Source organism: Vibrio sp. Of14-4, assembly GCF_022347625.1.
Taxonomy (GTDB): domain Bacteria; phylum Pseudomonadota; class Gammaproteobacteria; order Enterobacterales; family Vibrionaceae; genus Vibrio; species Vibrio pristinus.
On sequence record NZ_JAKRGI010000001.1, the window covers coordinates 138477 to 164456 of the forward strand.

Here is a 25980-nt window from a genome sequence, read left to right on the forward strand (position 1 = left end):
CGGATGGTGAAATCTAGCAGCGAATTATTTAACGGCTTGGGCTTCCACGGGAACCACTGAACTTGCGTGGTATCCTTTTGGCCCTTCCTCCACTTCAAATGTTACTTGTTGGCCCGCTTTCAGTGTACGATACCCATCCATTTTGATAGTTGAATAATGGGCGAATACATCTCCATCTTCTCCTTCCGGACAGATAAAACCAAATCCTTTGGCGTTGTTAAACCATTTTACTGTACCTGTAGCCATGCTATACATCCCTCATGCATATTGTTACTAACGTTGTGTGATTACACGAACAATCCGTGTGTAAACATAACAGTGAATAATCATTCAGCCGCTGCTAAATTTCCAGTCACTATGTGACCAATGTAGTCAATGCTTGGGAGCAGTCAATAGTGAAAATTGCTTGAACTGTGCATATTTGTAAACAAGTCACCTTTATCGTTTACGTTCTTGCAACTATTTTCACACTGCGGCCAGTACTTTATAATAAAGAAAAGGGTTTTTGGTTTCTTTTTAATCAATTAGATAGATAATTCAGCCAGATACAAATCTTTTATTTGCAGCGATACAATTGCTGCATTAGTCTCTAAGTAAGGGCGTAAATTTGCTTTGCTCAATTTGGCCGCACTATAAGAGATAGATCTACATATAAAACGCATTGAAGTGTTAAAATCATATGAAAGGGACGTTGTTTTAAACACGAAGAGTCATGAGCAAGCAATTTGAATGGGTTTCTCCAGACCACGATTTACTGGAGATTGAAAAGACTAAAGTGTCGCCACCATCTCGGTACAATGTCGTTCTAAACAATGACGATTACACCCCGATGGACTTTGTAATTGAGATCCTAGAGCGTTTTTTTTCGATGGATATAGATAGAGCGACACAAGTAATGCTTAAAGTGCATTACGAAGGTAAAGCGATTTGTGGCACGTATACTGCAGAGGTCGCAGAAACAAAAGTAGCGCAAGTTACAATGTATTCTCAGGAAAACGAGCATCCCTTGCTTTGTACAATGGAGCAAGTGTAGAGCTTAACCAAGCAATTTAAGTTGCTGCTAAGGAGGTACTTATGTTGAATAAAGAGTTAGAGTCGAGTCTCAATGGCGCATTCTCTCGTGCCAGAGACAAGCGACATGAGTTCATGACTGTCGAGCACCTCCTGCTAGCATTGTTAGAAAATGATGCGGCCAGAGAGGCTTTGCTGGCCTGTCAGGCGGATATCGACTCACTGAGGAATGAGTTAGATATCTTTATCGATCAAACAACACCATTGATACCAGAAAATGATGAAACAAGAGAAACGCAACCGACACTGAGTTTTCAGCGTGTCCTACAGCGTGCAGTATTTCACGTGCAATCATCTGGTCGAAGCGAAGTGACAGGTGCCAATGTTCTGGTTGCTATTTTTAGTGAGCAAGAATCTCATGCAGCTTATTTAATGAAGAAGAATGACATTAGTCGCCTCGATATCGTCAACTTCATTTCTCATGGTATTACTAAAGCGTCTAGTTCAAGTGACGATTCATCTTCTTCCGATTCATACAGTAGTAACGATAGTGCTGAAGAGTCGGGATCCGAAGAGCGTTTAGAAAGCTTTGCATCTAACCTCAATTTGCTGGCTAAACAAGGTCAGATTGATCCTCTAATTGGTCGAGACAAAGAGCTTGAGAGAACAATACAAGTTTTATGTCGTCGTCGTAAAAACAATCCTTTATTAGTCGGCGAGGCTGGTGTCGGTAAAACCGCTATTGCTGAAGGACTGGCTTGGAGAATTGTCGAAGGGCAAGTTCCCGAAATCATAAAACAAAGCGTTATTTATTCTCTAGATATTGGATCCTTACTTGCAGGTACCAAGTATCGAGGTGATTTTGAGAAACGTTTCAAAGCAATTCTCAAACAGCTGGAAAAAGAAGATGATGCCATACTGTTCATCGACGAGATTCATACCATCATTGGGGCTGGTGCAGCTTCAGGCGGTCAGGTCGATGCGGCAAATCTGATAAAACCCCTGCTGAGTAGTGGCAAACTACGTTGTATAGGTTCTACAACCTATCAGGAATACAGCAATATTTTTGACAAAGAGCGCGCTCTTTCACGTCGCTTCCAAAAAATAGATATTGTTGAACCATCACTTGACGACACGACGAAAATTTTAATGGGGCTCAAACCTAAGTATGAAGCACACCACGAAGTTCGCTACACCAATAAGGCACTTCGCGCTGCTGTTGAGCTTTCTGCAAAATACATCAATGAGCGTCATTTACCTGACAAAGCCATTGATGTGATTGATGAGGCGGGTGCGCGTCATCGCCTTGCCCCGGCAAGCCGTCGCAAGAAAACCGTCGGGGTCGCTGACATCGAAGCTATGGTTGCCAAAATGGCACGTATTCCAGAGAAGTCAGTATCTTCTTCCGATAAAGAAATCCTGCAAAATCTTGATGATAAGATGAAGATGCTGGTCTTCGGTCAAGACGATGCTATCGATGTCTTGAGCGAGGCTATCAAACTGACTAGAGCAGGACTGGGTGCCGATAATAAACCCGTTGGTTCTTTCTTGTTTGCTGGGCCCACAGGCGTTGGTAAGACTGAAGTTACGCTTCAGCTTTCTAAGCTAATGGGGATCGAGCTATTGCGCTTTGACATGTCTGAGTACGGTGAAAGGCACTCTGTTAGCCGATTAATTGGTGCACCTCCTGGTTATGTTGGTTACGATCAAGGCGGTTTATTGACCGATGCCGTTATCAAACATCCACACTCTGTTGTTCTGTTGGATGAAATAGAAAAAGCTCACCCAGACATTTTCAATCTGTTGTTGCAGGTTATGGATAACGGTACGCTCACGGATAACAATGGCCGTAAAGCGGATTTTCGTAACGTTATTTTAGTGATGACAACTAATGCGGGTGTTCAGGAGACAGTCAAAAAATCGATTGGTCTGATCCAACAAGATCATAGCCATGATGCGATGTCAGAGATTAAAAAAGTCTTCACACCAGAGTTTCGTAACCGCTTGGACAATGTTATTTGGTTTAACAGTTTGGATGAGAATGTCATTCATCAAGTGGTTGATAAGTTCATTGTTGAACTGCAAGCTCAACTCGATGCAAGAGGTGTGTCACTTGAGGTTTCAGACAAGGCTCGCCATTGGCTAGCTCTTAAAGGCTATGACAAAGCGATGGGCGCAAGACCAATGGGGCGCGTTATTCAAGAACAGCTCAAAAAGCCACTTGCAAACGAACTCTTGTTTGGTGCTCTAGTTGATGGTGGGACAGTGAAGGTCGACTTGAGAAAAGATCAGCTCAAGTTCAAGTATATGAGCCAAAAAGAAGTCGCCGTTCATTAATTCTATGACGAGCAACTTAAAGCCAGAGTGTCCAGCGCTCTGGCTTTTTTAATTTGACTGATAACTACCTTTTCTTTAGTGGTGTATTGAGTATGTCTTAGACTAGCTCTAACGTGTGCTGATAATGGAATTTGTATCCCAGCTCTTCTACGTGAGTTGAGCTGATACGCTTATCATCTTGTTGGACTACGGGGGGCAACGAGTGCTTAGATTGAGCACTATCGAGTGCGGCTTGGTAAAACTCGGCTTTACTCACGGTATTAGGCGTTGTGGCGTTAACAATGGCGTTTGACGTTAATGTAGACATGAAACTGACCACGCCAATCGCATCAGTAAGATGTAACATGTTTGCTGGTGCACTTGAGCTAACTTGTTTCATTTTACCAACAAAGCGGCTAGGGTGGCGATCTGGACCCACAAGGCCACTACAACGAACAATTGCGTATTTTATGCCTGAGTCAATTACATGTTGCTCTGCTTGAAGCATAACCTTGGACTTTAGAGTGAAATCCTTGTTGTGTGAGGCGATAGACAGAGAGGCATCGTCCTCTGTCATTGTCTTTGTAACTTCAGGATAAACGCCGGTCGAGCTAACCATTATGATTTTTTCCACATGCGCTGATTGACATGCTTTAACCAGTTTATCCCAGTATCGCGTGTATTTTTCTCCATCGCCGGATCTAAATCCTGGTGGAAAGCAGCCAATAACAAGTTCAGGTTGAGCACTTTTAATACTATTCGTGATAGTGTTTACATCACTTTTTAGGTCGATTAATGTACCAGTAAGAAGTAAATCATTGATTTCAAATACGCCAGCTTCGGTAGTTCGGCTAACCGCTACTCTATGGCCAATCGTTTGTAGATAGTGAGCGAGTGGTTTACCAAGCCACCCACCACCAATAATTAATATGTCTTTCATACTTATCTCGTCATAGTCTCGGCCTAGTTTGATTACTATCTAAGAGATCCAATCAATAATCAACCATAGTTTTTTTAGGCTTAACGTCTCATATATGAGACATTGCTTCGCTGTGGCTAAACATCATTAACTCTATTATTAATAGATGTGTAACTGGGTACAAATTGTTGGAATTGGATGAAGTTGCTTTTACTGTGTTGGCTTGGATTCATACCTGTTCTAGTCTCGGCTAGCAACAAGGTATATATGACGTCTTTAGATTGGCCTCCTTACTCGGGGGAGAATTTACGTGAAAATGGCTATTCTATCGCCATTGCTCGCGAGGCTTTCTCTGTTATGGGCTATGACCTAATCGTAGATTTCGAGCCTTGGGTGAGGGCGGTTTCATTAGCCACGAAATCTGAAAAATATATCGGATATTTCCCCGAGTATTTCTTTGATACCCAAGACTTTGTTTTTTCAGATTCGATTGGTAGCGGGCCACTAGGCTTAGTCGAAAATTCTAGTTTCCCAGTAACATGGAGTAAATTAGTCGATCTAAAAACGCTTCGCATTGGTGTCGTTCAAGGGTACGTCAATACTAAAGAGTTCGATGATATGGTTGCAAACGGAGAGCTCGATGTAGAGGCATCGAGTAATGATACTAAGAATATTCATAAGGTAGCCAAAAGACGTTTAGATGCTGCGGTAATAGATTCGAATGTGCTAGAGCATTTGATCAGTGAGGACTCTCAGGAAGCTTTCTTAAGACAGCATTTGCAAATGAACACTAGGTTATTGGACGACAAACAAATCTATGTTGCTTTTCGTAATGAACCGAGAGGAGTTGATCTGAAGAGGATTTTCAATCAAGGCTTAGAAAAGATTGATATCGAGTCGATTATTCATCGGTTGAGCAAGCCAACCGATGCTGATGATAACATGGCTCAGTGAGCTAGGCGATTTCGCTGGAGAGTACTCGGAGTACTTTATCTGCATGTTCCGCAACCTCAATGCCTTCGTCAGTGAGATAACCTCCATCTGGTTGTGTGCATAGCCCCTTATTAAAAAGTCTGCTAACCGCCGCCTGTATCTCATCGGTGGCATCTTGATGTACTTTTATCCCTGTTGCTGCACTTCGAATATCAAACTGAAGTAATAGGTTTAGTTCAGCCATTTTGTCCGCTGTATATTTCATATTTGTCTTCTCCATAACATGCTACACAGCAACCTTAATCTCTGTAGGGATACAGGGCAACGCTGGCTAGCAAGAAATGTTATCTGTTACCTGATATTCGATGCTTAACTCGGTAGTGATTAAGTTAAATCGTATCATCCTTGATTATTCTTATTGTTAGGCTGGTCTTAACGCTGGATTGAAATGACATAATTTAATTTCTTGATATGAAAATTAGCACTTGAAAATTAGAGTGATAACAGTGATCATTCGCGGCCATAAAACCACAAAATAAAAGATGTTTTATGATGAACTTGAACCACTTTGATTCTTTGTTACCCCCGCAAATGGCTGAACGTGCGGCAGAAATTGGTGTTGGTAAGGTAACCAAAGATCCTATTAAGTCTTTTCTGTTAGCCATTTCAGCTGGTATTCACATTGGTATTGCTTTTGTCTTCTACACAATTGTTACCACAGGAGCAGCTGATCTTCCATGGGGTATGACTAGGCTCATTGGTGGACTGGCATTTAGCTTAGGTTTGATACTGGTTGTAGTGACAGGCGGAGAGTTGTTCACCAGCTCAGTATTGACTCTGGTTGCTCGCGCTAGTGGCAAAATCAGTTGGAAAATGCTGTTTAAAAATTGGCTGATAGTTTATAGCGGTAATCTTATAGGAGCCTTGCTTTTAGTTGTATGCATGTTGCTGACCAAGCAATACATGTTTGATGGCGGCCAAGTTGGGCTCAACGCAATGGCGATTTCACAGCATAAACTCCATCATGATTTTATCTCGGCCGTCGCTCTAGGCATTATGTGCAACGTATTGGTATGTATTGCCGTTTGGATGACATTTAGTGGACGTACATTAACTGACAAAATTGCGGTGATGATATTGCCAGTGGCTATGTTTGTTTCCTCTGGGTTTGAGCATTGTATAGCAAATATGTTTCAGGTACCCATGGCAATAGGTATCAAGTTCTTTGCACCTTCTGAGTTTTGGCAAATGACAGGGGTTAATCCGTCTGATTACGCAGACTTGAATTTGGTGAATTTTGTAATGAATAATTTAATACCTGTAACCTTAGGAAACATAATAGGTGGCGGTATTTTTGTCGGCGTATGGTACTGGATGATTTATCTTAAAGACTAACACTATGCCTAGCGGTAATCTTGTCTTGGAGATTATGGCACATACAAGATATTTATTGCTCAGCTCGAGAACTTATCCTGAAAGCTATGACACGGTTATCCACAGATTCTGTGGATAACCTCGAGACTTATTATTGGGGTTTGAAGTTAACCAATATTCTCCCTTCTTTGTTGATGCAGTTGCGAATGGTGAGTGTCAGAGTGAGACTCAGGGATATCGACAACATGACAAATATAGCGATCATGATCAAGAGCTGATATTTGATCGCTATAATCGGATTTGCCCCCCCTAAAATCTGACCTGTCATCATCCCAGGCAATGTCACTAAGCCTGTCGTTGTCATGGATGCTAGAGTTGGCGCTAACGATTTTCTTATTGCGTCACTGACAAAAGATTGAGTAGCAAACCGAGCTGAAGCTCCAAGCGCAATCGCTGCTTCGTACTCGCCTCGACGTGAATCCATGGTAGTGAATAAGTTTTGTAATCCCACAATATTTCCGCTCAGTGAGTTACCCAGCAACATTCCTGCTAGAGGTATGATGTATTGAGCATTGAAGAGGGGCACTGGCTTTATAATGACTATGCATAATACTGCTAGGATTGGTATTAGGCCGATAAGCAAACTCGCTGACACAGGGTAGATCACTCTTTTATGGGGAAGGTTTGCTTTACTAATAATAGCGCTCGCCCCTATCAAGGTCATAACGAGTAACCACAACATGTTTATTACGGCGTTGTTAGTATTGAACAAGTATTCTAAATAGAGTCCCACCATAAGTAGTTGAATTGTCATTCTGACAATACTAATGACGATATCGCGCTCAATCTTAAGCCTAAAATAACGGTTGATAAAAAGAGGAATTGTTAGGGTCGAAAAGAACAGAAATAAGAGTGGCCAAGGAATATCTATCACACCACTATTCATTTAAAACTCCTTATCTACAATGCTATCCGTCAATGGGTTCTATGGTCAGTTCTGATGATCATGAGTTAGAGTCTGTAAGCTTCCTAGCTCTAAACACTGTTGAAAAAAACTATCAAAGATGGCGTCACACGCAAACAGAGCCAGACAAAAACAATAATATCAGAATGTTATAAAGAAACTTCCTGTTTCTTACACTGTTAATATTTCTTCATAACTGTATTTGTGTCTACATAAATTTGTTTAATCAGACACATATCTGGATGAGATCAATAAATTGTCAGTTATCTCATTGTTAGAGGGCTGATTCCCTTGAACCACACAAAAAGTATGGTCTAATCTTTTTATCAATGATTGGGAAATAGTATCATCATAATTATGAACTCAATCTAATAAACCGAATGATATGTGGGCATGTTTATGAGTGAATTTAACGATACAGAGAGTGGTGAGAAACGTTCTCTAGAGTGGAAAGCGTTCCTCTTCATCACTGTGGTTCTCTTTCCTGTCTTAAGTGTGGTCCTTGTTGGCGGCTATGGCTTCATCATATGGATGTTACAGGTGTTTTTTCTGGGCCCCCCTGGAATGCATGGCATGTAGTCTGAGTCATTTTTCCATACTGTTAAGCCTGAAATTAGAGAGTTAATCATGAAAGCATTTTTTGTTAAGTTGTGGCGAACAATGATGCGTCCTGCTGTTCACATCAGTTTAGGTGTGTTGACTATGGGTGGCTTTATTGCTGGCGTTATTTTTTGGGGTGGCTTTAACACTGCTCTAGAAGCGACGAATACCGAAGAGTTTTGTATCAGTTGCCATACCATGCGCGACAATGTGTATGTTGAACTTCAAGATACCGTTCACTGGAAAAATCACTCTGGGGTGAGAGCAACCTGTCCTGATTGTCATGTTCCACATAACTGGACAGATAAAATAGCAAGAAAAATGCAGGCATCTAAAGAGGTGTTTGCTCAAGTATTTGGTAACTACAATGAGCCGGGTGCGTTTGAAGAGCGACGAATTGAATTAGCCAAGCATGAATGGGATCGTTTTTCGGCCAACAAGTCATTAGAGTGCAAAAATTGTCACAATTACCAATCGATGGATTTTGAGCAAATGTCACCAGCAGCGCGAATACAGATGAAGCAAGCGGCTGAAAAAGACCAAAGTTGCGTTGATTGCCACAAAGGCATTGCTCATCAATTGCCAGCGGGTATGGAAAGCATTGGTGGAATAGTCGGCGAGCTTGAGCAGATGACATCTAGCACAGATTATTCAGTCGGTGAGTCACTGGTAAGTGTGCGTCATTTGCCCGTTTATTTTGATCAGCAAGGCGAACAAGAAGCAGGTCTTCTCAATCCGGCATCAGAGGTTAAGGTTCTTGCAGAGAAAGGCAATATGGTTAAGGTTGAAATTGATGGTTGGCGAAAAGCAAAGGGCTTCGGACGAGTAATTCAAGAAGATTTTGGTATGAATATCGCAGTTGGTTCACTGGTAAAAGAGGCATCAACGAGCGATGAAATTGTTGTAAAGGGTGAGAAAAAGGTTGATGAACTCACTGGGTTGCCATGGGAAAAAGTGGCCGCAACGGTATGGATGAAAAAAGAAGCCATGCTTAATGATGTCACGCCTATCTGGGAAAAAGCTAGCCAAGCATACAAAACCAATTGCTCTGTCTGCCATACACAACCGGATGAGGCTCACTTTGATGCCAATACATGGCCGGGCATGTTCAACGGTATGCTTGCCTTTGTCAATTTTGATACCGATAGTGAAGCTCTTGTATTGAAGTATCTTCAAAAGCATTCATCAGATTTTTCTGAAGGTCACCACTAATGCGCATTGGATGGAGTTATTGAAATGGCTATTACACGTCGAAATTTTCTTAAAGGTGTCGCAACAACCAGTGCAGCATCAGTTATTGGTCCTAGTTTATTAGTCTCAACTTCAGCAAGATCAGCAGAAACTAGCGGCACTTGGAAAGTGTCCGGGTCTCACTGGGGAGCGTTTCGTGCACGAATATACGCCGGAAAGGTGCAGGAAATTAAGCCATTGGAGAGTGATACAAACCCTACGGACATGATCAATGGTATCAAAGGCATCATTTATAACCCTTCTCGTATCCGTTATCCAATGGTACGGCTAGATTGGTTGAAAAAGCATAAATATGGTGCAGAGACACGTGGGGATAATCGCTTCGTACGCGTGACATGGGATGAAGCTCTTGATTTGTTCTATCGTGAGTTAGAGAGAGTGCAGAAAGACTATGGCCCGTGGGCGTTACATGCAGGACAAACAGGTTGGCGTCAGACAGGTCAGTTTCATAGTTGTACTAGTCATATGCAGCGAGCGGTTGGTATGCATGGCAATTTTATCACCAAGGTTGGAGACTACTCGACAGGAGCAGGGCAAACCATTTTGCCATATGTACTTGGCTCAACAGAAGTCTACGCTCAGGGAACCTCTTGGTCGGAGATACTGGATAACTCTGATAACATCATTTTATGGGCCAATGATCCCGTTAAGAACTTGCAGGTTGGCTGGAACTGCGAAACCCATCAATCCTTTCCTTATTTGGAGCAACTAAAAGAAAAAGCGGCCAAAGGAGAGATTAATGTAATCTCGATTGATCCAGTAAAAAACAAAACTCAACGCTTTTTGCAAAATTCTCACTTATATATCAACCCAATGACAGATGTGGCATTTATGCTCGCGGTTTGTCATGTTCTATACAATGAAGACTTGTATGACAAAAAGTTTATCGATACGTATTGCCTTGGCTTTGAAGACTTTATCAAGTATGTACAGGGACAAAGTAAAGACAAGGTCGAAAAAACGCCGCAGTGGGCAGCTGAGATTTGTGGGATAAGCGCAGACAAGATCCAAGAGTTTGCCAGAATGCTTGTGAACGGAAGAACACAGATCATGATGGGCTGGTGTATCCAACGTCAGGAGCATGGTGAACAGCCATATTGGGCGGCCGCGGTTGTGGCTGCGATGGTGGGACAGGTTGGTTTACCAGGAGGAGGCATATCTTATGGCCATCATTACTCTGGTATCGGCGTACCTTCTACAGGATTTGCAGCTCCCGGTGGTTTTCCCAGAAACCTAGATCAGGGGATGAAACCCAAGTGGGACAATAATGATTTTAATGGTTTTAGCAAAACTATTCCTGTGGCTCGTTGGATTGATTGCCTTCTCGAACCAGGCAAGGAAATTCGCTATAACGGCAGTAAGGTTAAACTTCCAGCGTATAAAATGATGGTGATTTCGGGTAATAACCCTTGGCACCATCATCAAGATCGTAATCGGATGAAGAAAGCGTTCAAACAGCTTCAGACGGTTGTAACGATTGATTTTGCTTGGACTGCGACTTGTCGCTTTTCAGATATTGTCTTACCAGCTTGTACACAATTTGAGCGTAATGATATTGATGTCTATGGTTCGTATTCGGGCAAAGGCTTGATAGCTATGCATCGTTTGGTTGATCCTTTATTTCAATCTAAAACAGACTTCGATATTTTCACCGAATTGACTCGTCGTTTTGGACGCCATAAAGAGTACACTCGAGGTATGGATGAAATGCAGTGGGTGCGTTCCTTATACAATGATTGTCGTGACGCGAATAAAGGTAAATTTGAACTCCCTGATTTTGACATTTTTTGGCAGCAAAGCGTACTTGATTTTGGCGAAGGCAAACCTTGGGTTCGCCATGCTGATTTCAGGGAAGATCCTGAATTAAATGCACTGGGTACGCCTTCTGGCTTTATTGAAATCACATCGCGTAAGATTGGTCGTTACGGGTACGAAAAATGCCAAGAGCACCCAATGTGGTTTGAAAAAACTGAGCGTTCACATGGTGGTCCAGGCTCGGATAAATTCCCGTTCTGGCTTCAATCTTGTCACCCTGATAAACGTCTCCATTCCCAAATGTGTGAGTCAGAAGAGTTTCGTTCAACCTATACGGTTCAAGGTCGTGAGCCAGTCTATATTAATCCAAAAGACGCAAAGAAAAAGGGAATCAAAGATGGTGATTTGGTACGCGTGTTTAACGACCGTGGCCAATTGTTAGCAGGAGCCGTATTAAGTGATAGCTATGCGCAGGGTGTGATCCGAATTGAAGAAGGCGCTTGGTATGGGCCATTAAATGAAAAAGAAGGGGCGATGTGTACTTACGGTGATCCAAATACATTGACGCTTGATCTGGGTTCTTCAGAGTTAGCACAGGCGACCTCTGCCAACACTTGTATTGTCAATTTTGAAAAATACACAGGTAAAGTGCCTCCAGTGACTTCATTTGGCGGTCCCACGGAAGTGGCTTAGGCGACTATGACCAAGTGTGAGCCAATGAGGAAGCACTTGGTCCCCTAATCAGTTAAGCCATATTTAATTTTGATATCTTGGAGCCTGATTTTCGCGTTGTCTTTGAAGTATTGATTAAGTTTGGAGACAATCTCTTGAGCTTGTGGATGATCCCTTCGAACCGCTGCGTGTAAGGGTGTGGAATCAAGATGGCTGCGACTAAAGTACAGTTTGCCTTTTCCAACTCTCATCTCTTGTACTGCCCATCTTCCTACCGCTTCGTCGGTGACTAGGACATCTGCTCGCTGTGTCAGTACTTGTCGTATACTGTTAGCCAAATCGAGAGAATTGATAGGGATCATATCTGGGTATTGGCGTAAATTTCCCGCGTAGGCATAATCGTTAATAAGAGCCACTCTCATTCCTTTCAAACTTTCTAATGACTCATATTCAAATTTAGTATCACTACGTGAAACAAATACCATCCGGTTATTCATATAGCTATCCGTTAAAAGATAATCTTTTTCCCTTTGTTCTGTTTTCCAGATAGCAATGATGACATCATTTTGTCCGCCCAGCGTTTCCTTGAGCACACGAGACCAAGGTTTTACCGTATAGTCGAACTCAAGTTCTGCAGCGTCGAGTGCGCCAGTGACTAAATCATAGGCAATACCACTGCCGTAGGCTGAATTTACTATATAAGGTGGCCAAAGATCTTGCGACACCCTAAGACGTTCATCTTCAGCTAATACGGAGCGGCCATACATTAAGCTCATGATAAGTAAAGCATATAGTTGTAGATTTTTAAACTTGTTCACTCTCTCACCCAGCTTGGTTTTATAACTGCTTATAACTAGTTTAGTTCAGGATAAAACAGAAGGTCTCAAACTGAAAAATAGACAGAAAAATTGGAGTAACCTAATGTAAATAAAGAAACATCATAAAACTAAAGGAAATCTGTATGTCGTTTTCAGTGACGCTGGAGAACGGCCATAACCTGCGAGTAAGAGACATTAACTTGCATGCACAAGTAGACACAAACGAGGTAACGTTCGTTTACCAAGGGCTGAGCAATGATCCCTGCAGTAGCAGCTACGTTTTGGCGATCACTGAATTTGTGTTTGATCACAATGCCGTCTTGCTTGGTGACGGATTTCAAATGTCTAGCCAAACAACTGGAACTGTCGATAATCCTGAAGATGTAGGAACACATTCAGATCAATTTAGTCCTTATCAACTTTATTCCGCTTCGTCGTCCAAACGTTATTACAACTATTTACTGGTAGAAGAGGCGACTTGTTATACCTTGTTTGGCTTCACTTCTTGTTATCGCTTTGCTGGCTATTTTGAATTAGTCGAAGTAGAGCAGCATCAATGGATCAAAATTTGTATCGACGCTGAAGAAACGTGTCCGCAAGATTGGTCATCCAATCAATTAGAATCTATCGCGATTTTAAAAGGAGATTCATTAGCTGAGCTTTTTACGGAGTACACACATCTTGTTTCTTGCCACCATAGCGAGAAAAAAGGGGTGAAAAAAGATGCACCTTTAGTTTGGTGCTATCCACCTGATGTCTCAGAGAGCGTTGTAAAGGATAACTTTAGTCAAGTTGAAGATGGTTTTGAAAGTCTCGACTATGTGATGATTGATGTGGGTTATCAAGCTTGTATAGGAGACTGGCTTGTTCCATCCGATCAATTTCCTTCTGGGATAAAGTCATTGTCCAAGGAAATTAAGCGCTGTGGGAAAAAACCTGCACTCTGGCTCGCGCCGTTTGTTGTTCACGAAGAGTCAGAGGTTTTTCGTCATCATAGTGATGACTGGTTGGTCACTCACTCGGACGGCTCTTTACTCCGAGTCGAGGATATCGCTTATGAAGGAGGGCGATCTAAATCCGGATACATACTAGATACGACTAACCCGGATGTTCAAGAGCATCTCACTCACATATTGGCTACTATGCGAAAAGAGTGGGGCATCCAGCTGTTTAAGTTGGATGCCTTATATTGGGGCTCGGTAAGAGGTTGTCGTCAGCAGGATGGGATCACAGGAGTGGAAGCTTATCGATTAGGAATGGAAGCCATCAATGATGGAGTTGGCAACGCTCTGATTTTAGGCTGTAATGCACCTCTGTGGCCATCGCTGGGAATGGTTGATGCGATGCGAGTCTCTAGTTGCCGAGACTCCGATAATAAGTGTTTTATCGAGGGTGCTCGTGAAGCTTTTTTTCGCAGTTGGCAACATAGAAGGCTTTGGCAGATAGCATCAGGTTGCGCCACTTTAATTACTTTGCCAAATACCCCACTAGAGCAGACACATGTTGAATTTCATCGCAATGCACTGCTCGCATGTGGAGGCGTGTTAATGTCCGGCGATCCACTGACCAAGCTGAATCATTTTGCGAAAAGTACTTTGTCTCGCCTTTTTGTGCGTCATAAACACAACCAAAATTCCGCTCGGTTTTCTTCGTTGTCTCTCGATCATGCCTATTTAAGGATGAATGATCGAAATGATTTACATTGTCTATTTAACTTCCAAGCCTGTAAGCAGACAATATGTTTGACGTCGACTAGGCCGGTAGATTGGCATGATTACTGGAGCGGCATGAAGCTTAATGTACAACGCACTGATGTGTTTGAGGTCGAAGTAAAGGCTCTGTCGAGCAAAGCTATTTTAACCAAACGACAAAGGTGAAGCCTCGCTAATATGGTTGTGCTGGGCTACTATACCGAGTGTTTTAACCAATAGGTCTCATTGATATTATGTCAATCATCTTGGGTATCGACCCAGGCTCTCGGATCACAGGTTATGGTGTGATTCGTCAAGTAGGGCGTCATCTGCATTATTTGGGTAGTGGTTGTATTCGTACTTCAGAAAAAGATTTACCGGGACGTCTTAAACAAATTTATGCCGGTGTGACCGAAATCATTACCCAGTTTCAACCAGATGTTTTTGCCATTGAACAAGTTTTTATGGCAAGAAATGCGGACTCTGCATTGAAACTTGGTCAAGCGCGAGGCAGTGCCATTGTTGCGGCGGTTAATGCCGAATTACCAGTATATGAATATGCCGCTCGCTTAATAAAGCAGGCTGTAGTGGGAACGGGGGGAGCAGATAAAGATCAAGTTCAACACATGGTTCAGTCTATTTTGAAGTTGCCTGCTAAACCGCAAGCAGATGCAGCGGATGCACTCGGCGCGGCAATATGCCATGCCAATACCAACAAAACCTTGGTGGCTCTTGCTGGACAGGCGGTGAGTGCCCGAAGAGGTCGATATCGTTAACTCTGTAGTATTCAACAAATAAAGAACTGGATGTTTATCCAGTTCTTTATTATTCTGTCATAAATTCTCCAGTAAAGAGTATGGATTGTGATTGGACGTTTGCGTGGAAATTTATTAGAGAAGCAACCCCCAGAGCTATTAATTGAAGTCAATGGCATTGGCTATGAAGTGCAAATGCCGATGAGTTGTTTCTATGAATTGCCAAACATAGGCGAAGAAGCCGTTATCTATACGCATTTTGTTGTGCGAGAAGATGCGCAACTGCTTTATGGCTTCAATACCGTCAAAGAGCGTGCTCTGTTTAGAGAAGTGATCAAAGCAAATGGTGTCGGACCCAAACTTGGGTTGGGAATATTATCTGGTATGACAGCCAGTCAATTTGTATCCAGTGTAGAGCGCGAAGATATCTCGACACTTGTGAAGTTGCCAGGTGTTGGTAAAAAGACTGCTGAACGTTTGGTAGTAGAAATGAAAGATAGGCTCAAGGGATGGGGAGCGGGTGATCTATTTACGCCTCACACTGATGCAGCGCCTGTTGATGCTATAGAGCGTTCGAGTTCGAATAATGCGGAAGAAGAAGCAGTCAGTGCACTACTTGCATTAGGTTATAAACCGACTCAAGCTTCTAAGGTGATCTCTCAAGTGCAAACTCAAGATATGAGTAGTGAAGAGCTTATCCGCGAAGCTCTAAAGTCTATGGTTTAGTACAGGGTTAGGAACGTTTAATGATTGAAGCTGATCGCTTAATTGCCCCCGATAGTGCCGTCTATAAAGATGAAGATGTCATCGATAGGGCTATTCGCCCTAAAAAGCTGGCAGATTACCAAGGGCAAGATCATGTCCGTGATCAAATGGAAATTTTTATCAAAGCGGCCAACCTTAGGCATGAAGCTTTGGATCACCTGCTGATTTTCGGGCCGCCTGGGCTAGGAAAAACCACATTAGCAAATATTGTTGCCAATGAAATGGGTGTTAATATTCGTACAACGTCTGGTCCGGTTCTCGAAAAAGCTGGCGATTTGGCTGCATTACTGACCAATTTAGAGGAGAATGACGTTCTCTTTATTGATGAGATTCATCGGCTGAGTCCCATGGTTGAGGAAGTCTTGTATCCAGCCATGGAAGACTATCAACTTGATATCATGATTGGAGAAGGCCCCGCTGCTCGGTCGATCAAAATTGATTTGCCGCCCTTCACTTTAATCGGCGCGACAACACGAGCAGGATCCTTGACCTCGCCCTTACGAGACCGCTTTGGTATCACTCAGCGATTAGAGTATTACAAGGTTGCTGATCTGCAGCATATTGTTCAGCGCAGTGCGGATTGCCTCGGTTTATCCATGGAAAAAGAAGGTGCGCTTGAAGTCGCTCGTCGAGCTCGAGGAACCCCACGTATTGCTAACCGTTTACTTCGTCGTGTTCGAGACTATGCAGAAGTGAAAGGTAATGGTCATATCTGTGCAGATATAGCTGATAAAGCATTGAATATGCTCGATGTCGATGTACAAGGCTTTGACTATATGGACAGAAAATTGCTGCTTGCCATTATGGAGAAGTTTGCTGGTGGTCCCGTTGGTTTGGATAACATGGCTGCGGCAATCGGAGAAGAAAAAGACACCATAGAGGATGTCTTAGAACCTTACTTGATTCAACAAGGATACTTACAAAGAACGCCCAGAGGTCGTATTGCTACTGACAGAGCGTATTTACATTTCGGTATTGAAAAATAAGTTTCCAGGGTCAGTCTTTTGGTGGCTGGCTCGTCTTGTTTGTGATAATTCTCACAATAATAGAATATTCATAATGTCAGAAAAGTAACTTAAAATTGTCAGATGTTAATCAGTTGTTTGTCATAAACATTCTCTTCCTGCCTAAAATAACCGCAAATTAACAAAAGCTCGTGTAAACTATTGATGTAGATCAAGTTGATTGTTTTTTGAGCAAGAATGTCAAGCAAAACTTGATGTAAATCAAAGCTAAGCCTAAAAACAAACCTTTTGAAAGAGGTGGTTATTAGCAGTAGTATTAGCACAAGCTATATTAGCTAAAGCTTAACAATTAACTAACCGTTACGGTACATTTTTGCAACAACATGCTGTTTTTTGGCAACATTGTCTCATTCGTCTCAATGTTTACTGTGCTGCATAAATGTAGAAAGTGTCAGTATAGGCACAAAGGAGTAAACATGATTGATGTCGTCGATCTGTCGCGGTTGCAGTTTGCACTGACTGCGATGTATCACTTCCTCTTTGTACCATTGACTCTCGGTATGGCGTTCCTACTAGCCATTATGGAGTCTTTGTACGTAATGACGGACAAGCAAATTTATAAGGATATGACTAAGTTCTGGGGTAAGCTTTTTGGGATAAACTTTGTTCTGGGCGTTGCCACGGGTTTAACCATGGAGTTCCAGTTTGGTACTAACTGGTCATATTATTCTCACTACGTCGGCGATATTTTTGGGGCTCCGCTCGCCATTGAAGCTTTGGTGGCTTTCTTCCTTGAATCAACGTTTGTTGGCCTGTTCTTCTTTGGTTGGGATCGACTGACCAAACGACAGCACCTTGCCGTTACTTGGTTAGTAGCTCTTGGTTCGAACTTCTCTGCTCTTTGGATTCTGGTTGCAAACGGTTGGATGCAAAACCCAGTCGGTGCAGAATTCAACTTTGAAACCATGCGGATGGAAATGGTGAGCTTTGCTGAAGTGGTCCTCAACCCTGTCGCTCAAGTTAAATTCGTTCACACTGTTGCTTCTGGTTACACCACTGGTGCGATGTTTGTGCTGGGTATTAGTGGTTATTACTTGCTTAAAGGACGTGATATAGCTTTTGCTCGTCGTTCGTTCGCGATAGCTGCATCCTTTGGTATGGCGTCAATTCTGTCCGTGATTGTGCTTGGTGATGAGTCCGGTTATGAACTAGGTGAAGTGCAGAAGGTAAAACTGGCTGCGGTTGAAGCTGAGTGGCATACAGAGCCTGCGCCAGCATCATTCACATTGTTTGGTATACCAAACCAAGACACAATGCATACTGATTACGCAATAAAGATTCCTTATGTTATGGGTATCATCGCGACACGTTCTATTGATGAGCAAGTTACAGGGCTTCGCGACTTAAGAGAAGAACACGTGGATAGGATCCGTAATGGTATGTATGCCTATGGCCTATTAGAAAAGCTGCGTGAAGGCGATAAATCGCAAGAAAATATGGCGGCGTTTGATGAAGTGAAAGGTGATTTGGGTTACGGCTTATTACTTAAACGTTACACAGAAAATGTGGTAGATGCATCTGAAGAACAGATTCAAGCAGCAGCCGATGACTCGATACCAACAGTGTGGCCGCTATTTTGGTCGTTTAGAATCATGGTTGCGTGTGGCTTCATCATGCTATTCGTCTTTGGTGCCGCATTTGTGCAAACTTGCCGTCAGAAAATTGAACAGAAACCTTGGGTTCTAAAAGCAGCTTTGCTTAGTATTCCTCTACCTTGGATTGCTATTGAAGCAGGTTGGTTTGTTGCTGAATTTGGCCGTCAGCCATGGGCTGTCGGGGAAATCCTTCCTGTAGATGTGGCTGCGTCTGCTTTGACCACTGGGGAAATCTGGACGTCTTTGTTTGCAATTTTAGGCCTTTACACTGTGTTCTTGATTGCTGAAGTTTACCTCATGCTTAAATTTGCCCGTAAAGGCCCGAGCAGTTTAAAAACGGGGCGTTATCATTTTGAGCAGGATATCAATTCTGTTGAAGATAAAGTCAGCCGCCAAGTTGACGCGTAAAGCACGGAGAAAAACATATGTTTGATTATGAAATCTTACGACTTATCTGGTGGGTTTTGATCGGTGTTCTTCTGGTCGGCTTCGCAGTAACAGATGGCTTTGATATGGGTGTTGGCGCACTGGTACCTGTGATTGGCAAAACAGACAGTGAAAGACGAGTGATGATTAACTCTATCGCTCCCCACTGGGAAGGTAACCAAGTTTGGCTTGTTACCGCAGGTGGTGCGTTGTTCGCCGCATGGCCCTTGGTCTATGCCACCTCTTTTTCAGGTTTTTACCTTGCGATGATCCTTACGCTGGCGGCTTTGTGGCTTCGCCCACTAGGCTTGGCGTATCGCTCAAAAATTGAAGACGAAAAATGGCGTTCAACTTGGGACGTCTGTATTTCAGTCAGTGGATTTGTCCCTCCGGTTATTTTCGGTGTGGCTTTTGGTAACCTGCTTCAAGGAGTCCCTTTCCAACTGACAGACTTTTTAATGCCAACATACCACGGTTCTTTCTTTGAATTGCTCAACCCATTTGCACTGCTTTGTGGCTTAGTCAGCTTGTTTATGATCATTATGCAAGGTGCAACTTGGCTACAACTAAAAACAACGGATGCTGTGCATGCTCGTTCGCGCAGCGTTGCGCAGATTATGGGTTTATTGACGGTTGCAGCTTTTGTCGCTGCTGGCTTTTGGATTCAAAGTATTGAAGGTTATGTGATTACCAGCGTAATGGACCATGGTGCGGCATCTAACCCATTAGCGAAAGAAGTCGTTCGTGAGGCTGGTGCGTGGATGAACAATTTTGAGCAATATCCACTTATGTGGGCTGCGCCAATCTTGGGAGTGGTTATGTCCTTGATCACTGTGATTGCCTCACGTCTTGATCGTGGTGGAGTTGCCTTCTTTGCTTCAAGTATAGGGAACGCAGGCATTATTTTCACGGCTGGCTTAGCAATGTTCCCATTCATCATGCCCTCAGATTTAATGCCTAACCACAGTTTAACCATGTGGGATGCGACCTCGTCTGAGCTGACGCTCAACTTAATGACAGGCGTTGCCTTTATCATGGTTCCTGTGATCCTTGGCTACACCTCATGGACATACTACAAAATGTTCGGGCGTCTAGATAATAAGTTTATCGAAGACAACAAAGATTCACTGTACTAAGGAGCAAAGACTATGTGGTATTTCGCGTGGATTTTGGGAGTATTACTGGCTTGTGCATTTGGCATCATTAATGCGCTTTGGTTAGAGCATACTGAAATGATGGATAAAGACAGTGAATAGTATTGCCGAGCGAGTGGCTAAGCTGCATGCTCCGTTGGATAAAGCTCTGTTTAGAGCTTTATCCTTGATACTTGGTTTTTATCATGTGGCCCTCCTTATGTGGGATCCAAAACTATATGCTGACCAAATTGGCGGATTCAACGCAGTTGTTTCGCCACTCATGATTTGGGCCATGTGTTCGAGTATGGTGTTTGGTTTGAGTTTCAAGCCAAGAAACTGGTACTGGCAAGTTCTATTTAGTCCTTATTTTTCTGTATCTATCCTTTCATATTTAACTATGACTAGGTTTTTCTGACTTTTCTTGCTCAAGTAAGCGTAGTTATTCAACAGATAGCACTACTGATATGATCAGTCGTGCTATTTTTGTTTCATGCGATGAAAATACGCCATTATTCCTTGCCTAACGGGTATTGGAGTAAGGTATAGTATCGTTAATCATGCTGACCAAGAGAAAAACGTGGACACCAATCAACCTGTATTCGAATTTCCGGTGACTATCTACTACGAAGATACAGATGTAGGAGGTTTGGCTTATCATGCCAATTTTCTGAAATACTTCGAACGTTGCCGCTCTGAGTGGTTAGCTCACATTGGCGTGACACACAAAAGCTTGAGGGAACAAAATATTGTTTTTGTAGTCCGACATGTGGAGATGGACTTTTTACAAGGCGCTTATCTAGAAGACCGCCTAATCGTTAAAGCGACTGTTGCAAAGGCTCAGAAAGCCTCGGTTACCTTCTGTCAGGAGATCGTAAATCATGATGGAGATATATTGTGTAAAGCAATGGTTAAGGTAGCATGCATCGATAGTGAAAAAATGAAGCCGATAGCTTTTCCTCAAAAAATTATTATGGAGTTAATTCAAAGTGACCGCTGATATCTCAATGCTTGATTTATTTCTTCAAGCAGGCCTTTTAGTAAAAATAGTGATGCTTACGTTGTTGGGCATGTCTATCGTTTCTTGGGCGATGATCATTAAACGCAGTAAAGTTTTGTCTCAAGCTGCAAAAGGCGCTGAAACTTTTGAGGATCAATTTTGGTCAGGCGCTGACCTGGCTGCTCTTTATCAAAATGCCAAAAAGCGCAAAGACGACATTAGCGGAACCGAGGAAATCTTTTACTCGGGTTTCACCGAATTTGCACGTTTAAGAAAAACTAATTCGGAGTCGCCTGATTTTATTATGGAAGGTACAGGCCGTGCGATGCGAGTCGCGGTTGCTCGTGAAGTCGATGAGTTGGAAACCAACTTGCCGTTTCTTGCCACTGTTGGCTCTATTAGTCCATATATCGGCTTATTTGGCACCGTGTGGGGTATTATGCATGCCTTTATTGCCTTGGGCGAAGTCAAGCAAGCGACCCTAGCTATGGTTGCGCCAGGTATTGCAGAGGCACTGGTTGCGACAGCCATGGGTTTGTTTGCTGCAATTCCGGCCGTCATGGCCTATAACCGATTAAGCAACAAAGTCGGTAAGTTAGAGCATAGCTATGCCACTTTCTCTGAAGAATTTCATAGCATCTTGCACCGCCAAGCTATGGCTGGTCGTGATTCTGCCAGCAGGGGCTAACATCATGGCTGGTTATCAACCTAAAAAACGTAAAATGACGGCAGAAATTAACGTTGTTCCCTATATTGACGTTATGTTGGTTCTGCTTATCATCTTTATGGTGACGTCACCTTTTGTCACTCAAGGTGTGGATGTTGAGTTACCTAAAACCTCAACTGCTAAGTCTACTTCTGACCTTGCAGGTGACAGTGATGCCAGTTTTATCATTGTTGAGATCGATCGAGAGGGTAATCTTGGTGTAAGCGTTAACGATGAAGAGGTGACTCGCGGTCTTTCACTACAAGACGTCATTGTTCGCATCAAGGCTGAGCTATCACTCAAGCCTGATTCTCCTGTGGCTGTTGGTGGTGATGCTGCGACTCCGTATGCAGAAGTTGTATTGGTTTTAGATGAATTAAGTCGAGCGGGGATCCCTAAGGTTGGCTTACTCACCGAGATAAAGGAATAAGCGCGCTCTGGTTATGAAAGATAGTAAGCCGAAAAAAAAGAGTGGTTACGCTAAGTCGATAGTTATCTCTGTATTGCTACATGCATTGTTGGTGGTTGCCCTTATATGGGGGACAGATTTTACTATGTCTAAACCAGAGCCATCAGGCAAAATGGTTGAGGCGGTGGTGATTGATCCCAGCCTTGTTCGTCAGCAAGCCCAACAAATACGAAGCCAAAGAGAAGCCGCTGCAAAGAAAGAGCAACAACGCCTAGATAAATTGCGCCGTGAAAGTGAGCAATTAGAAAAGAGTCGCAAAGCAGAAGAAGAGCGTATCCGCAAGTTAAAGGAGCAGCAAGCCCGTGAAGCAAAAGCTGCTCGTGAAGCTGAGAAAGTAAGACAGCAAAAAGAAAAAGAACGTAAAGCGGAAGAGCAGCGTGTTCGCCAAGAAAAGGAGCGGGCCGCTAAGCTAGAGGCGGAGCGTAAGGCTAAAGAAGCCGCTGTAGCGAAAGCGGAGAAAGAGAGAATCGCACGCGAAAAAGCGGCTCAAAAAGCAGAAAAAGAGCGGGTTGCCAAAGAAAAGGCAGCCAAAGAGGCGGCAGAAAAAGCTCGCAAAGAAAAACAGCGTCTGGAGCGAATAGAAAAAGAGCGCAAAGAGCAAGAAGCTGCGCTGAATAATATATTCTCTGGTTTGGAGACTGAAGCGGAGCACAATAGCGCGGCCCAATCTCAGTTTCTTGCGGATGAAAGGTCTAGGTTTATCGAAAAATATAAACTTACTATTGAGCAAAACCTGCTAAAGGAAGATTCTTTTTTCGGTAAAGAGTGTGTGTTGAATATACGCCTCATACCAACGGGTGACTACAAAGCTATTGTTTCTTCCGCCAAAGTTATTGGAGGTGATTCAAGTCTTTGTCGAGCTGCGAAGTCAGCAATTGTTCAGGCAAAAGAGTTTGACTTTCCGAAAGAGGCTCAGTTACAACGAGAGTTCAGAGATTTCAACTTTAGATTCAAACTATAGGGAATTATAGTGAAAATTAATATCAAGCGCATTATGCTTCAATTGTTGAGCTTGTTAGTCTTGTTACAACCTATGTTGGCAAGTGCTAAGCTTGAAATCGTCATTACAGACGGTATTGATTCAGCTCGGCCAATTGCTATTGTGCCGTTTAAATGGCAAGGGGCTTCACCTTTGCCTCATGATGTTTCCGCGGTCATCGCTTCAGACCTACAGAGAAGTGGTAAATTTAGCCCGGTACCTACAGGTAAGATGCCACAAACACCATACAGTGATAGCCAAGTTGATTTTGAAAAATGGACAAGTTTAGGTGTTGATTCTCTATTAACAGGAACCATTACACAAAATGCCGATGGTGACTATGTTATCCAATATCAGCTGATTGATGTTGTTCGAGGACAACTGACCCAAGGTCAAAGTAAAGCTTTGAGCTCTGATGGGGAGTTGGTGGTGTCAAAGGATCATATCCTATTTAGTAAGCGTGCGACTGTGCCAGGTGAGAGATTACGAGAGTACGCACATCGTATTTCTGATTTAGTGTATGAAGAACTAACGGGTGAGCGCGGCGCATTTTTAACTCGTGTCGCTTATGTGGTTGTTAATGATAAGGACAGCTATGCCTATCAGCTAAGAGTTGCCGACTATGATGGTTACAACGAAAGATTGGTGTTGCGCTCAAAGCAGCCATTAATGTCACCTGCTTGGTCGCCAGACGGGAAACAGCTCGCTTATGTTAGTTTCCAAAATGGCCAAGCTGAAATATTCATTATGAATATCTACACGGGGAAACGTGAAAAGATCACTTCTTATCCTCGTCATAATGGTGCGCCACGGTTTTCTCCAGATGGCAATAAACTCGCGCTAGTTCTGTCCAAAACAGGCAGCTTACAGGTTTATACATTGGATCTGAATACTCGTAAGTTGACCCAAATTACGCGTGGTAGATCAAATAATACTGAACCTTTTTGGCATCCTGATGGTAAATCATTGATCTTTACCTCAGATCGGGGTGGTAAACCACAAATATATAAAGTAGATTTGGCCAGTGGTTCAACGAATCGTTTGACTTGGCAGGGACGTCAAAATCTGGGTGGGCAGATCACGCCAGATGGGCGGTTCTTGGTTATGGTCAATCGTACCAACTCCGGGTTCCACTTAGCAAAACAGGACTTGGAAACAGGGTCTGTTCAGGTTTTAACCAAAACTTTGCTAGATGAATCACCGAGCATCTCACCTAATGGTGGTATGGTAATTTACAGTTCCATCTATAACGAAACTAATGTACTTTCGATGGTTTCGATCGATGGACGCTTTAAAGCTCGATTACCAGCAACAAATGGTCGTGTGCGTGCCCCGGCATGGTCACCGTATTTGTAGCCAGTAATATGTATCAAAACGAAGGAAAATATAACAATGCAACTAAACAAAGTTCTTAAAGGGCTATTAATTGCGCTGCCAGTACTTGCAGTTACAGCATGTAGTTCAAGCGATGACGCAGCAAATTCTACTGGCTCTGAAACGAACCAATCAACTTCTGGCTCAGCAAACGGTGTTGATACCACAGTGGTTTCGCCAATTGGTGAAAATGGTCAGCTTTCTGAAGAAGAGCTAAAAGAGCAGGCGCTTCGTGAGTCTCAAACTATCTACTTTGCGTTTGACAACTCTACTATTGCTAGTGACTACGAAGAAATGTTGGCTGCTCACGCTTCTTACTTAAGCAAAAACCCATCAATGAAAGTGACTGTCGAAGGTCATGCTGATGAGCGTGGTACTCCAGAATACAACATTGCACTTGGTGAGCGTCGCGCAAACGCCGTTGCTAAGTACCTGCAAGCTCTAGGTGTTCAAGCTGATCAGATCTCTATCGTGAGCTACGGAGAAGAGAAGCCTCTTCTAATGGGTCAATCTGAAGATGTATACGCTAAAAACCGCCGTGCGGTTCTAGTATACTAATCAAGGATAAGTCATATGTTCAGTAACCTTAAGCGCGTCATTACGCTTATGTTACTGGCAAGTACAGCGAGCCCAGTGTTCGCTGTACCAGCTCCAGTATCAGACGTGAGTGGCAATAATACTTTGGGCTCTTCTTCTGCCAGTTCGGCAAATGAAACAGAGGTTCAACGTCTTGAGCGCTTGCTCGAAAATCGTAATCGTATGCAACTGCAAATGCAGCAGCAGCTTGACGATATGGCACTGGAGATTAATGATCTTCGTGGTCAGCTTGAAAAAAATAGCTACGATATGCAGCAAATGCTTGAAAGGCAGCGCGAGCTTTTTATCGAGCTTGATAAACTTCGGGGACAAGTGAGCTCTGCACCTGTTGCTGAAGCGGCCAAAGAAAGTGTTGCACCTAAAGGTAAGTTTAGTACTAACCTTGATGAGCAAACCGCTTATCAAAACGCTGTCGATCTTATCTTAAAGAAGCGTGACTACGCAGGTGCTATTTCAGCTTTTCAACAGTTTCAAAAAGATTATCCAGATTCTACCTTTTCTCCTAATGCGCACTATTGGCTAGGACAGCTTTACTTTGCTAAAAAGCAAGACAAAGAAGCCGTTAAGAGTTTTGCTGCGGTTGTTTCGTATCCTAAGTCTAATAAACGGGCCGACGCTCTAGTTAAGCTCGGGGATATATCAAAGCGCAATGATAATGCCACACAGGCGACTAAGTACTATCAGCAGGTTATTGATGAATATCCTAGCAGTGCATCAGCTAAGCTTGCCGAAGAGCGGATCAAATAGATAATAGGGAGCGTACATCGCTCCTTTTTTTGTCATGGTATTGAACACTTGGCAACTAATTATGCTTGAAACTGGCATCCCTAACTCAGTGGGGTTAGAATATGC

The 25980-nt window shown here is 43.0% G+C and carries 27 protein-coding genes; 22 read left to right on the forward strand and 5 right to left on the reverse strand.

What is annotated here, in order from left to right; translation table 11 throughout:
* Positions 1–24: 24 nt before the first annotated feature.
* Positions 25–246: a cold shock domain-containing protein CspD gene (cspD, locus tag MHN79_RS00610; RefSeq protein WP_114787146.1), complete on the reverse strand. Its 222-nt coding sequence runs from the start codon at positions 244–246 to the stop codon at positions 25–27.
* A gap of 466 nt (positions 247–712) precedes the next feature.
* Between cspD and clpS the strand changes: the two genes are divergently transcribed.
* Positions 713–1033, forward strand: coding sequence for an ATP-dependent Clp protease adapter ClpS (gene clpS / locus MHN79_RS00615; protein ID WP_114787147.1), 321 nt, complete (start codon positions 713–715; stop codon positions 1031–1033).
* Between the two features lie 41 nt (positions 1034–1074).
* Complete coding sequence (gene clpA / locus MHN79_RS00620) at positions 1075–3348, forward strand: ATP-dependent Clp protease ATP-binding subunit ClpA (protein ID WP_114787148.1); 2274 nt, start codon at positions 1075–1077, stop codon at positions 3346–3348.
* A 97-nt stretch (positions 3349–3445) separates the two neighbouring features.
* Here clpA and MHN79_RS00625 read toward each other — a convergent pair whose 3' ends face one another.
* Positions 3446–4267 (reverse strand): NAD-dependent epimerase/dehydratase family protein, encoded by an 822-nt coding sequence (locus MHN79_RS00625; protein ID WP_239171248.1) that lies wholly within the window; start codon positions 4265–4267, stop codon positions 3446–3448.
* A gap of 246 nt (positions 4268–4513) precedes the next feature.
* Between MHN79_RS00625 and MHN79_RS00630 the strand changes: the two genes are divergently transcribed.
* Positions 4514–5200: a transporter substrate-binding domain-containing protein gene (locus MHN79_RS00630; RefSeq protein WP_239171249.1), complete on the forward strand. Its 687-nt coding sequence runs from the start codon at positions 4514–4516 to the stop codon at positions 5198–5200.
* A gap of 1 nt (position 5201) precedes the next feature.
* Here the strand turns inward: MHN79_RS00630 and MHN79_RS00635 are convergent, their stop codons facing one another.
* Positions 5202–5444 carry a TIGR02647 family protein gene (locus MHN79_RS00635; RefSeq protein ID WP_239171250.1) on the reverse strand — a complete coding sequence of 81 codons (243 nt, stop codon included), beginning with the start codon at positions 5442–5444 and terminating at the stop codon, positions 5202–5204.
* A gap of 287 nt (positions 5445–5731) precedes the next feature.
* On the opposite strand from MHN79_RS00635, the gene focA reads away from it, so the two are divergent.
* Entirely contained in the window at positions 5732–6574 is an 843-nt protein-coding gene (focA, locus tag MHN79_RS00640) for a formate transporter FocA (RefSeq protein ID WP_239171505.1), read from the forward strand.
* A 130-nt stretch (positions 6575–6704) separates the two neighbouring features.
* Here focA and MHN79_RS00645 read toward each other — a convergent pair whose 3' ends face one another.
* Complete coding sequence (locus MHN79_RS00645; protein WP_239171251.1) at positions 6705–7499, reverse strand: ABC transporter permease; 795 nt, start codon at positions 7497–7499, stop codon at positions 6705–6707.
* Positions 7500–7916: 417 nt separating this feature from the next.
* Between MHN79_RS00645 and torE the strand changes: the two genes are divergently transcribed.
* Genes torE through torA form a run of 3 tightly spaced genes read left to right on the forward strand, consistent with a single transcriptional unit; the run spans position 7917 to position 11816 of the window.
* Positions 7917–8096: a trimethylamine N-oxide reductase system protein TorE gene (torE, locus tag MHN79_RS00650; RefSeq protein WP_160926710.1), complete on the forward strand. Its 180-nt coding sequence runs from the start codon at positions 7917–7919 to the stop codon at positions 8094–8096.
* Positions 8097–8144: 48 nt separating this feature from the next.
* Positions 8145–9329: a pentaheme c-type cytochrome TorC gene (torC, locus tag MHN79_RS00655; RefSeq protein ID WP_239171252.1), complete on the forward strand. Its 1185-nt coding sequence runs from the start codon at positions 8145–8147 to the stop codon at positions 9327–9329.
* A gap of 24 nt (positions 9330–9353) precedes the next feature.
* Positions 9354–11816: a trimethylamine-N-oxide reductase TorA gene (gene torA / locus MHN79_RS00660; RefSeq protein WP_239171253.1), complete on the forward strand. Its 2463-nt coding sequence runs from the start codon at positions 9354–9356 to the stop codon at positions 11814–11816.
* Between the two features lie 44 nt (positions 11817–11860).
* Here the strand turns inward: torA and MHN79_RS00665 are convergent, their stop codons facing one another.
* A complete protein-coding gene (locus MHN79_RS00665) occupies positions 11861–12613 on the reverse strand; it encodes a transporter substrate-binding domain-containing protein (protein WP_239171254.1) in 753 nt (250 codons plus the stop codon).
* A 143-nt stretch (positions 12614–12756) separates the two neighbouring features.
* Between MHN79_RS00665 and MHN79_RS00670 the strand changes: the two genes are divergently transcribed.
* From MHN79_RS00670 to ybgF, 15 genes are all read left to right on the forward strand, one after another.
* On the forward strand, positions 12757–14490 hold the full coding sequence (locus MHN79_RS00670; protein ID WP_239171255.1) for an alpha-galactosidase: 1734 nt from the start codon (positions 12757–12759) through the stop codon (positions 14488–14490).
* A gap of 68 nt (positions 14491–14558) precedes the next feature.
* Entirely contained in the window at positions 14559–15080 is a 522-nt protein-coding gene (gene ruvC / locus MHN79_RS00675) for a crossover junction endodeoxyribonuclease RuvC (RefSeq protein WP_114787156.1), read from the forward strand.
* A gap of 87 nt (positions 15081–15167) precedes the next feature.
* Positions 15168–15785: a Holliday junction branch migration protein RuvA gene (gene ruvA / locus MHN79_RS00680; RefSeq protein ID WP_239171256.1), complete on the forward strand. Its 618-nt coding sequence runs from the start codon at positions 15168–15170 to the stop codon at positions 15783–15785.
* A gap of 20 nt (positions 15786–15805) precedes the next feature.
* Entirely contained in the window at positions 15806–16810 is a 1005-nt protein-coding gene (gene ruvB, locus MHN79_RS00685) for a Holliday junction branch migration DNA helicase RuvB (RefSeq protein ID WP_114787158.1), read from the forward strand.
* A gap of 455 nt (positions 16811–17265) precedes the next feature.
* A complete protein-coding gene (gene cydA, locus MHN79_RS00690) occupies positions 17266–18852 on the forward strand; it encodes a cytochrome ubiquinol oxidase subunit I (protein WP_239171257.1) in 1587 nt (528 codons plus the stop codon).
* A 17-nt stretch (positions 18853–18869) separates the two neighbouring features.
* The gene (gene cydB, locus MHN79_RS00695) at positions 18870–20006 is read left to right on the forward strand and encodes a cytochrome d ubiquinol oxidase subunit II (RefSeq protein WP_239171258.1); all 1137 of its coding nucleotides are present in this window, start codon (positions 18870–18872) and stop codon (positions 20004–20006) included.
* 12 nt (positions 20007–20018) lie between these two features.
* Positions 20019–20126, forward strand: a complete 108-nt coding sequence (gene cydX / locus MHN79_RS00700) for a cytochrome bd-I oxidase subunit CydX (protein ID WP_000270285.1) — start codon at positions 20019–20021, stop codon at positions 20124–20126.
* A complete protein-coding gene (gene ybgE, locus MHN79_RS00705) occupies positions 20119–20421 on the forward strand; it encodes a cyd operon protein YbgE (RefSeq protein WP_239171259.1) in 303 nt (100 codons plus the stop codon). The genes cydX and ybgE overlap by 8 nt, the downstream gene beginning before the upstream one ends.
* Before the next feature lie 162 nt (positions 20422–20583).
* Entirely contained in the window at positions 20584–21003 is a 420-nt protein-coding gene (gene ybgC / locus MHN79_RS00710; protein ID WP_239171260.1) for a tol-pal system-associated acyl-CoA thioesterase, read from the forward strand.
* Positions 20993–21691: a protein TolQ gene (tolQ, locus tag MHN79_RS00715; protein ID WP_152430111.1), complete on the forward strand. Its 699-nt coding sequence runs from the start codon at positions 20993–20995 to the stop codon at positions 21689–21691. The genes ybgC and tolQ overlap by 11 nt, the downstream gene beginning before the upstream one ends.
* A 4-nt stretch (positions 21692–21695) precedes the next feature.
* Positions 21696–22139 (forward strand): ExbD/TolR family protein, encoded by a 444-nt coding sequence (locus MHN79_RS00720; RefSeq protein WP_239171261.1) that lies wholly within the window; start codon positions 21696–21698, stop codon positions 22137–22139.
* A gap of 13 nt (positions 22140–22152) precedes the next feature.
* Positions 22153–23139, forward strand: a complete 987-nt coding sequence (tolA, locus tag MHN79_RS00725) for a cell envelope integrity protein TolA (RefSeq protein ID WP_239171262.1) — start codon at positions 22153–22155, stop codon at positions 23137–23139.
* A gap of 33 nt (positions 23140–23172) precedes the next feature.
* A complete protein-coding gene (gene tolB / locus MHN79_RS00730; RefSeq protein WP_239171506.1) occupies positions 23173–24513 on the forward strand; it encodes a Tol-Pal system beta propeller repeat protein TolB in 1341 nt (446 codons plus the stop codon).
* A gap of 36 nt (positions 24514–24549) precedes the next feature.
* Complete coding sequence (gene pal / locus MHN79_RS00735; RefSeq protein ID WP_160926733.1) at positions 24550–25089, forward strand: peptidoglycan-associated lipoprotein Pal; 540 nt, start codon at positions 24550–24552, stop codon at positions 25087–25089.
* 15 nt (positions 25090–25104) lie between these two features.
* Positions 25105–25875 carry a tol-pal system protein YbgF gene (gene ybgF, locus MHN79_RS00740; RefSeq protein WP_239171263.1) on the forward strand — a complete coding sequence of 257 codons (771 nt, stop codon included), beginning with the start codon at positions 25105–25107 and terminating at the stop codon, positions 25873–25875.
* Positions 25876–25980: the final 105 nt, after the last annotated feature.

Bases quoted from the DNA above. Each gene is read 5' to 3' on its own strand.
- ruvC (WP_114787156.1), top strand. From the start codon at position 14,559: ATGTCAATCATCTTGGGTATCGACCCAGGCTCTCGGATCACAGGTTAT.
- MHN79_RS00645 (WP_239171251.1), bottom strand. From the start codon at position 7,499: ATGAATAGTGGTGTGATAGATATTCCTTGGCCACTCTTATTTCTGTTC.
- tolA (WP_239171262.1), top strand. From the start codon at position 22,153: ATGAAAGATAGTAAGCCGAAAAAAAAGAGTGGTTACGCTAAGTCGATA.
- clpS (WP_114787147.1), top strand. From the start codon at position 713: ATGAGCAAGCAATTTGAATGGGTTTCTCCAGACCACGATTTACTGGAG.
- ruvB (WP_114787158.1), top strand. From the start codon at position 15,806: ATGATTGAAGCTGATCGCTTAATTGCCCCCGATAGTGCCGTCTATAAA.
- cydB (WP_239171258.1), top strand. From the start codon at position 18,870: ATGTTTGATTATGAAATCTTACGACTTATCTGGTGGGTTTTGATCGGT.
- focA (WP_239171505.1), top strand. From the start codon at position 5,732: ATGAACTTGAACCACTTTGATTCTTTGTTACCCCCGCAAATGGCTGAA.
- torA (WP_239171253.1), top strand. From the start codon at position 9,354: ATGGCTATTACACGTCGAAATTTTCTTAAAGGTGTCGCAACAACCAGT.
- torE (WP_160926710.1), top strand. From the start codon at position 7,917: ATGAGTGAATTTAACGATACAGAGAGTGGTGAGAAACGTTCTCTAGAG.
- tolB (WP_239171506.1), top strand. From the start codon at position 23,173: ATGCTTCAATTGTTGAGCTTGTTAGTCTTGTTACAACCTATGTTGGCA.
- MHN79_RS00635 (WP_239171250.1), bottom strand. From the start codon at position 5,444: ATGAAATATACAGCGGACAAAATGGCTGAACTAAACCTATTACTTCAG.
- clpA (WP_114787148.1), top strand. From the start codon at position 1,075: ATGTTGAATAAAGAGTTAGAGTCGAGTCTCAATGGCGCATTCTCTCGT.
- cydA (WP_239171257.1), top strand. From the start codon at position 17,266: ATGATTGATGTCGTCGATCTGTCGCGGTTGCAGTTTGCACTGACTGCG.
- torC (WP_239171252.1), top strand. From the start codon at position 8,145: ATGAAAGCATTTTTTGTTAAGTTGTGGCGAACAATGATGCGTCCTGCT.
- cspD (WP_114787146.1), bottom strand. From the start codon at position 246: ATGGCTACAGGTACAGTAAAATGGTTTAACAACGCCAAAGGATTTGGT.
- cydX (WP_000270285.1), top strand. From the start codon at position 20,019: ATGTGGTATTTCGCGTGGATTTTGGGAGTATTACTGGCTTGTGCATTT.
- MHN79_RS00630 (WP_239171249.1), top strand. From the start codon at position 4,514: ATGACGTCTTTAGATTGGCCTCCTTACTCGGGGGAGAATTTACGTGAA.
- pal (WP_160926733.1), top strand. From the start codon at position 24,550: ATGCAACTAAACAAAGTTCTTAAAGGGCTATTAATTGCGCTGCCAGTA.
- MHN79_RS00670 (WP_239171255.1), top strand. From the start codon at position 12,757: ATGTCGTTTTCAGTGACGCTGGAGAACGGCCATAACCTGCGAGTAAGA.
- ybgF (WP_239171263.1), top strand. From the start codon at position 25,105: ATGTTCAGTAACCTTAAGCGCGTCATTACGCTTATGTTACTGGCAAGT.
- MHN79_RS00720 (WP_239171261.1), top strand. From the start codon at position 21,696: ATGGCTGGTTATCAACCTAAAAAACGTAAAATGACGGCAGAAATTAAC.
- MHN79_RS00625 (WP_239171248.1), bottom strand. From the start codon at position 4,267: ATGAAAGACATATTAATTATTGGTGGTGGGTGGCTTGGTAAACCACTC.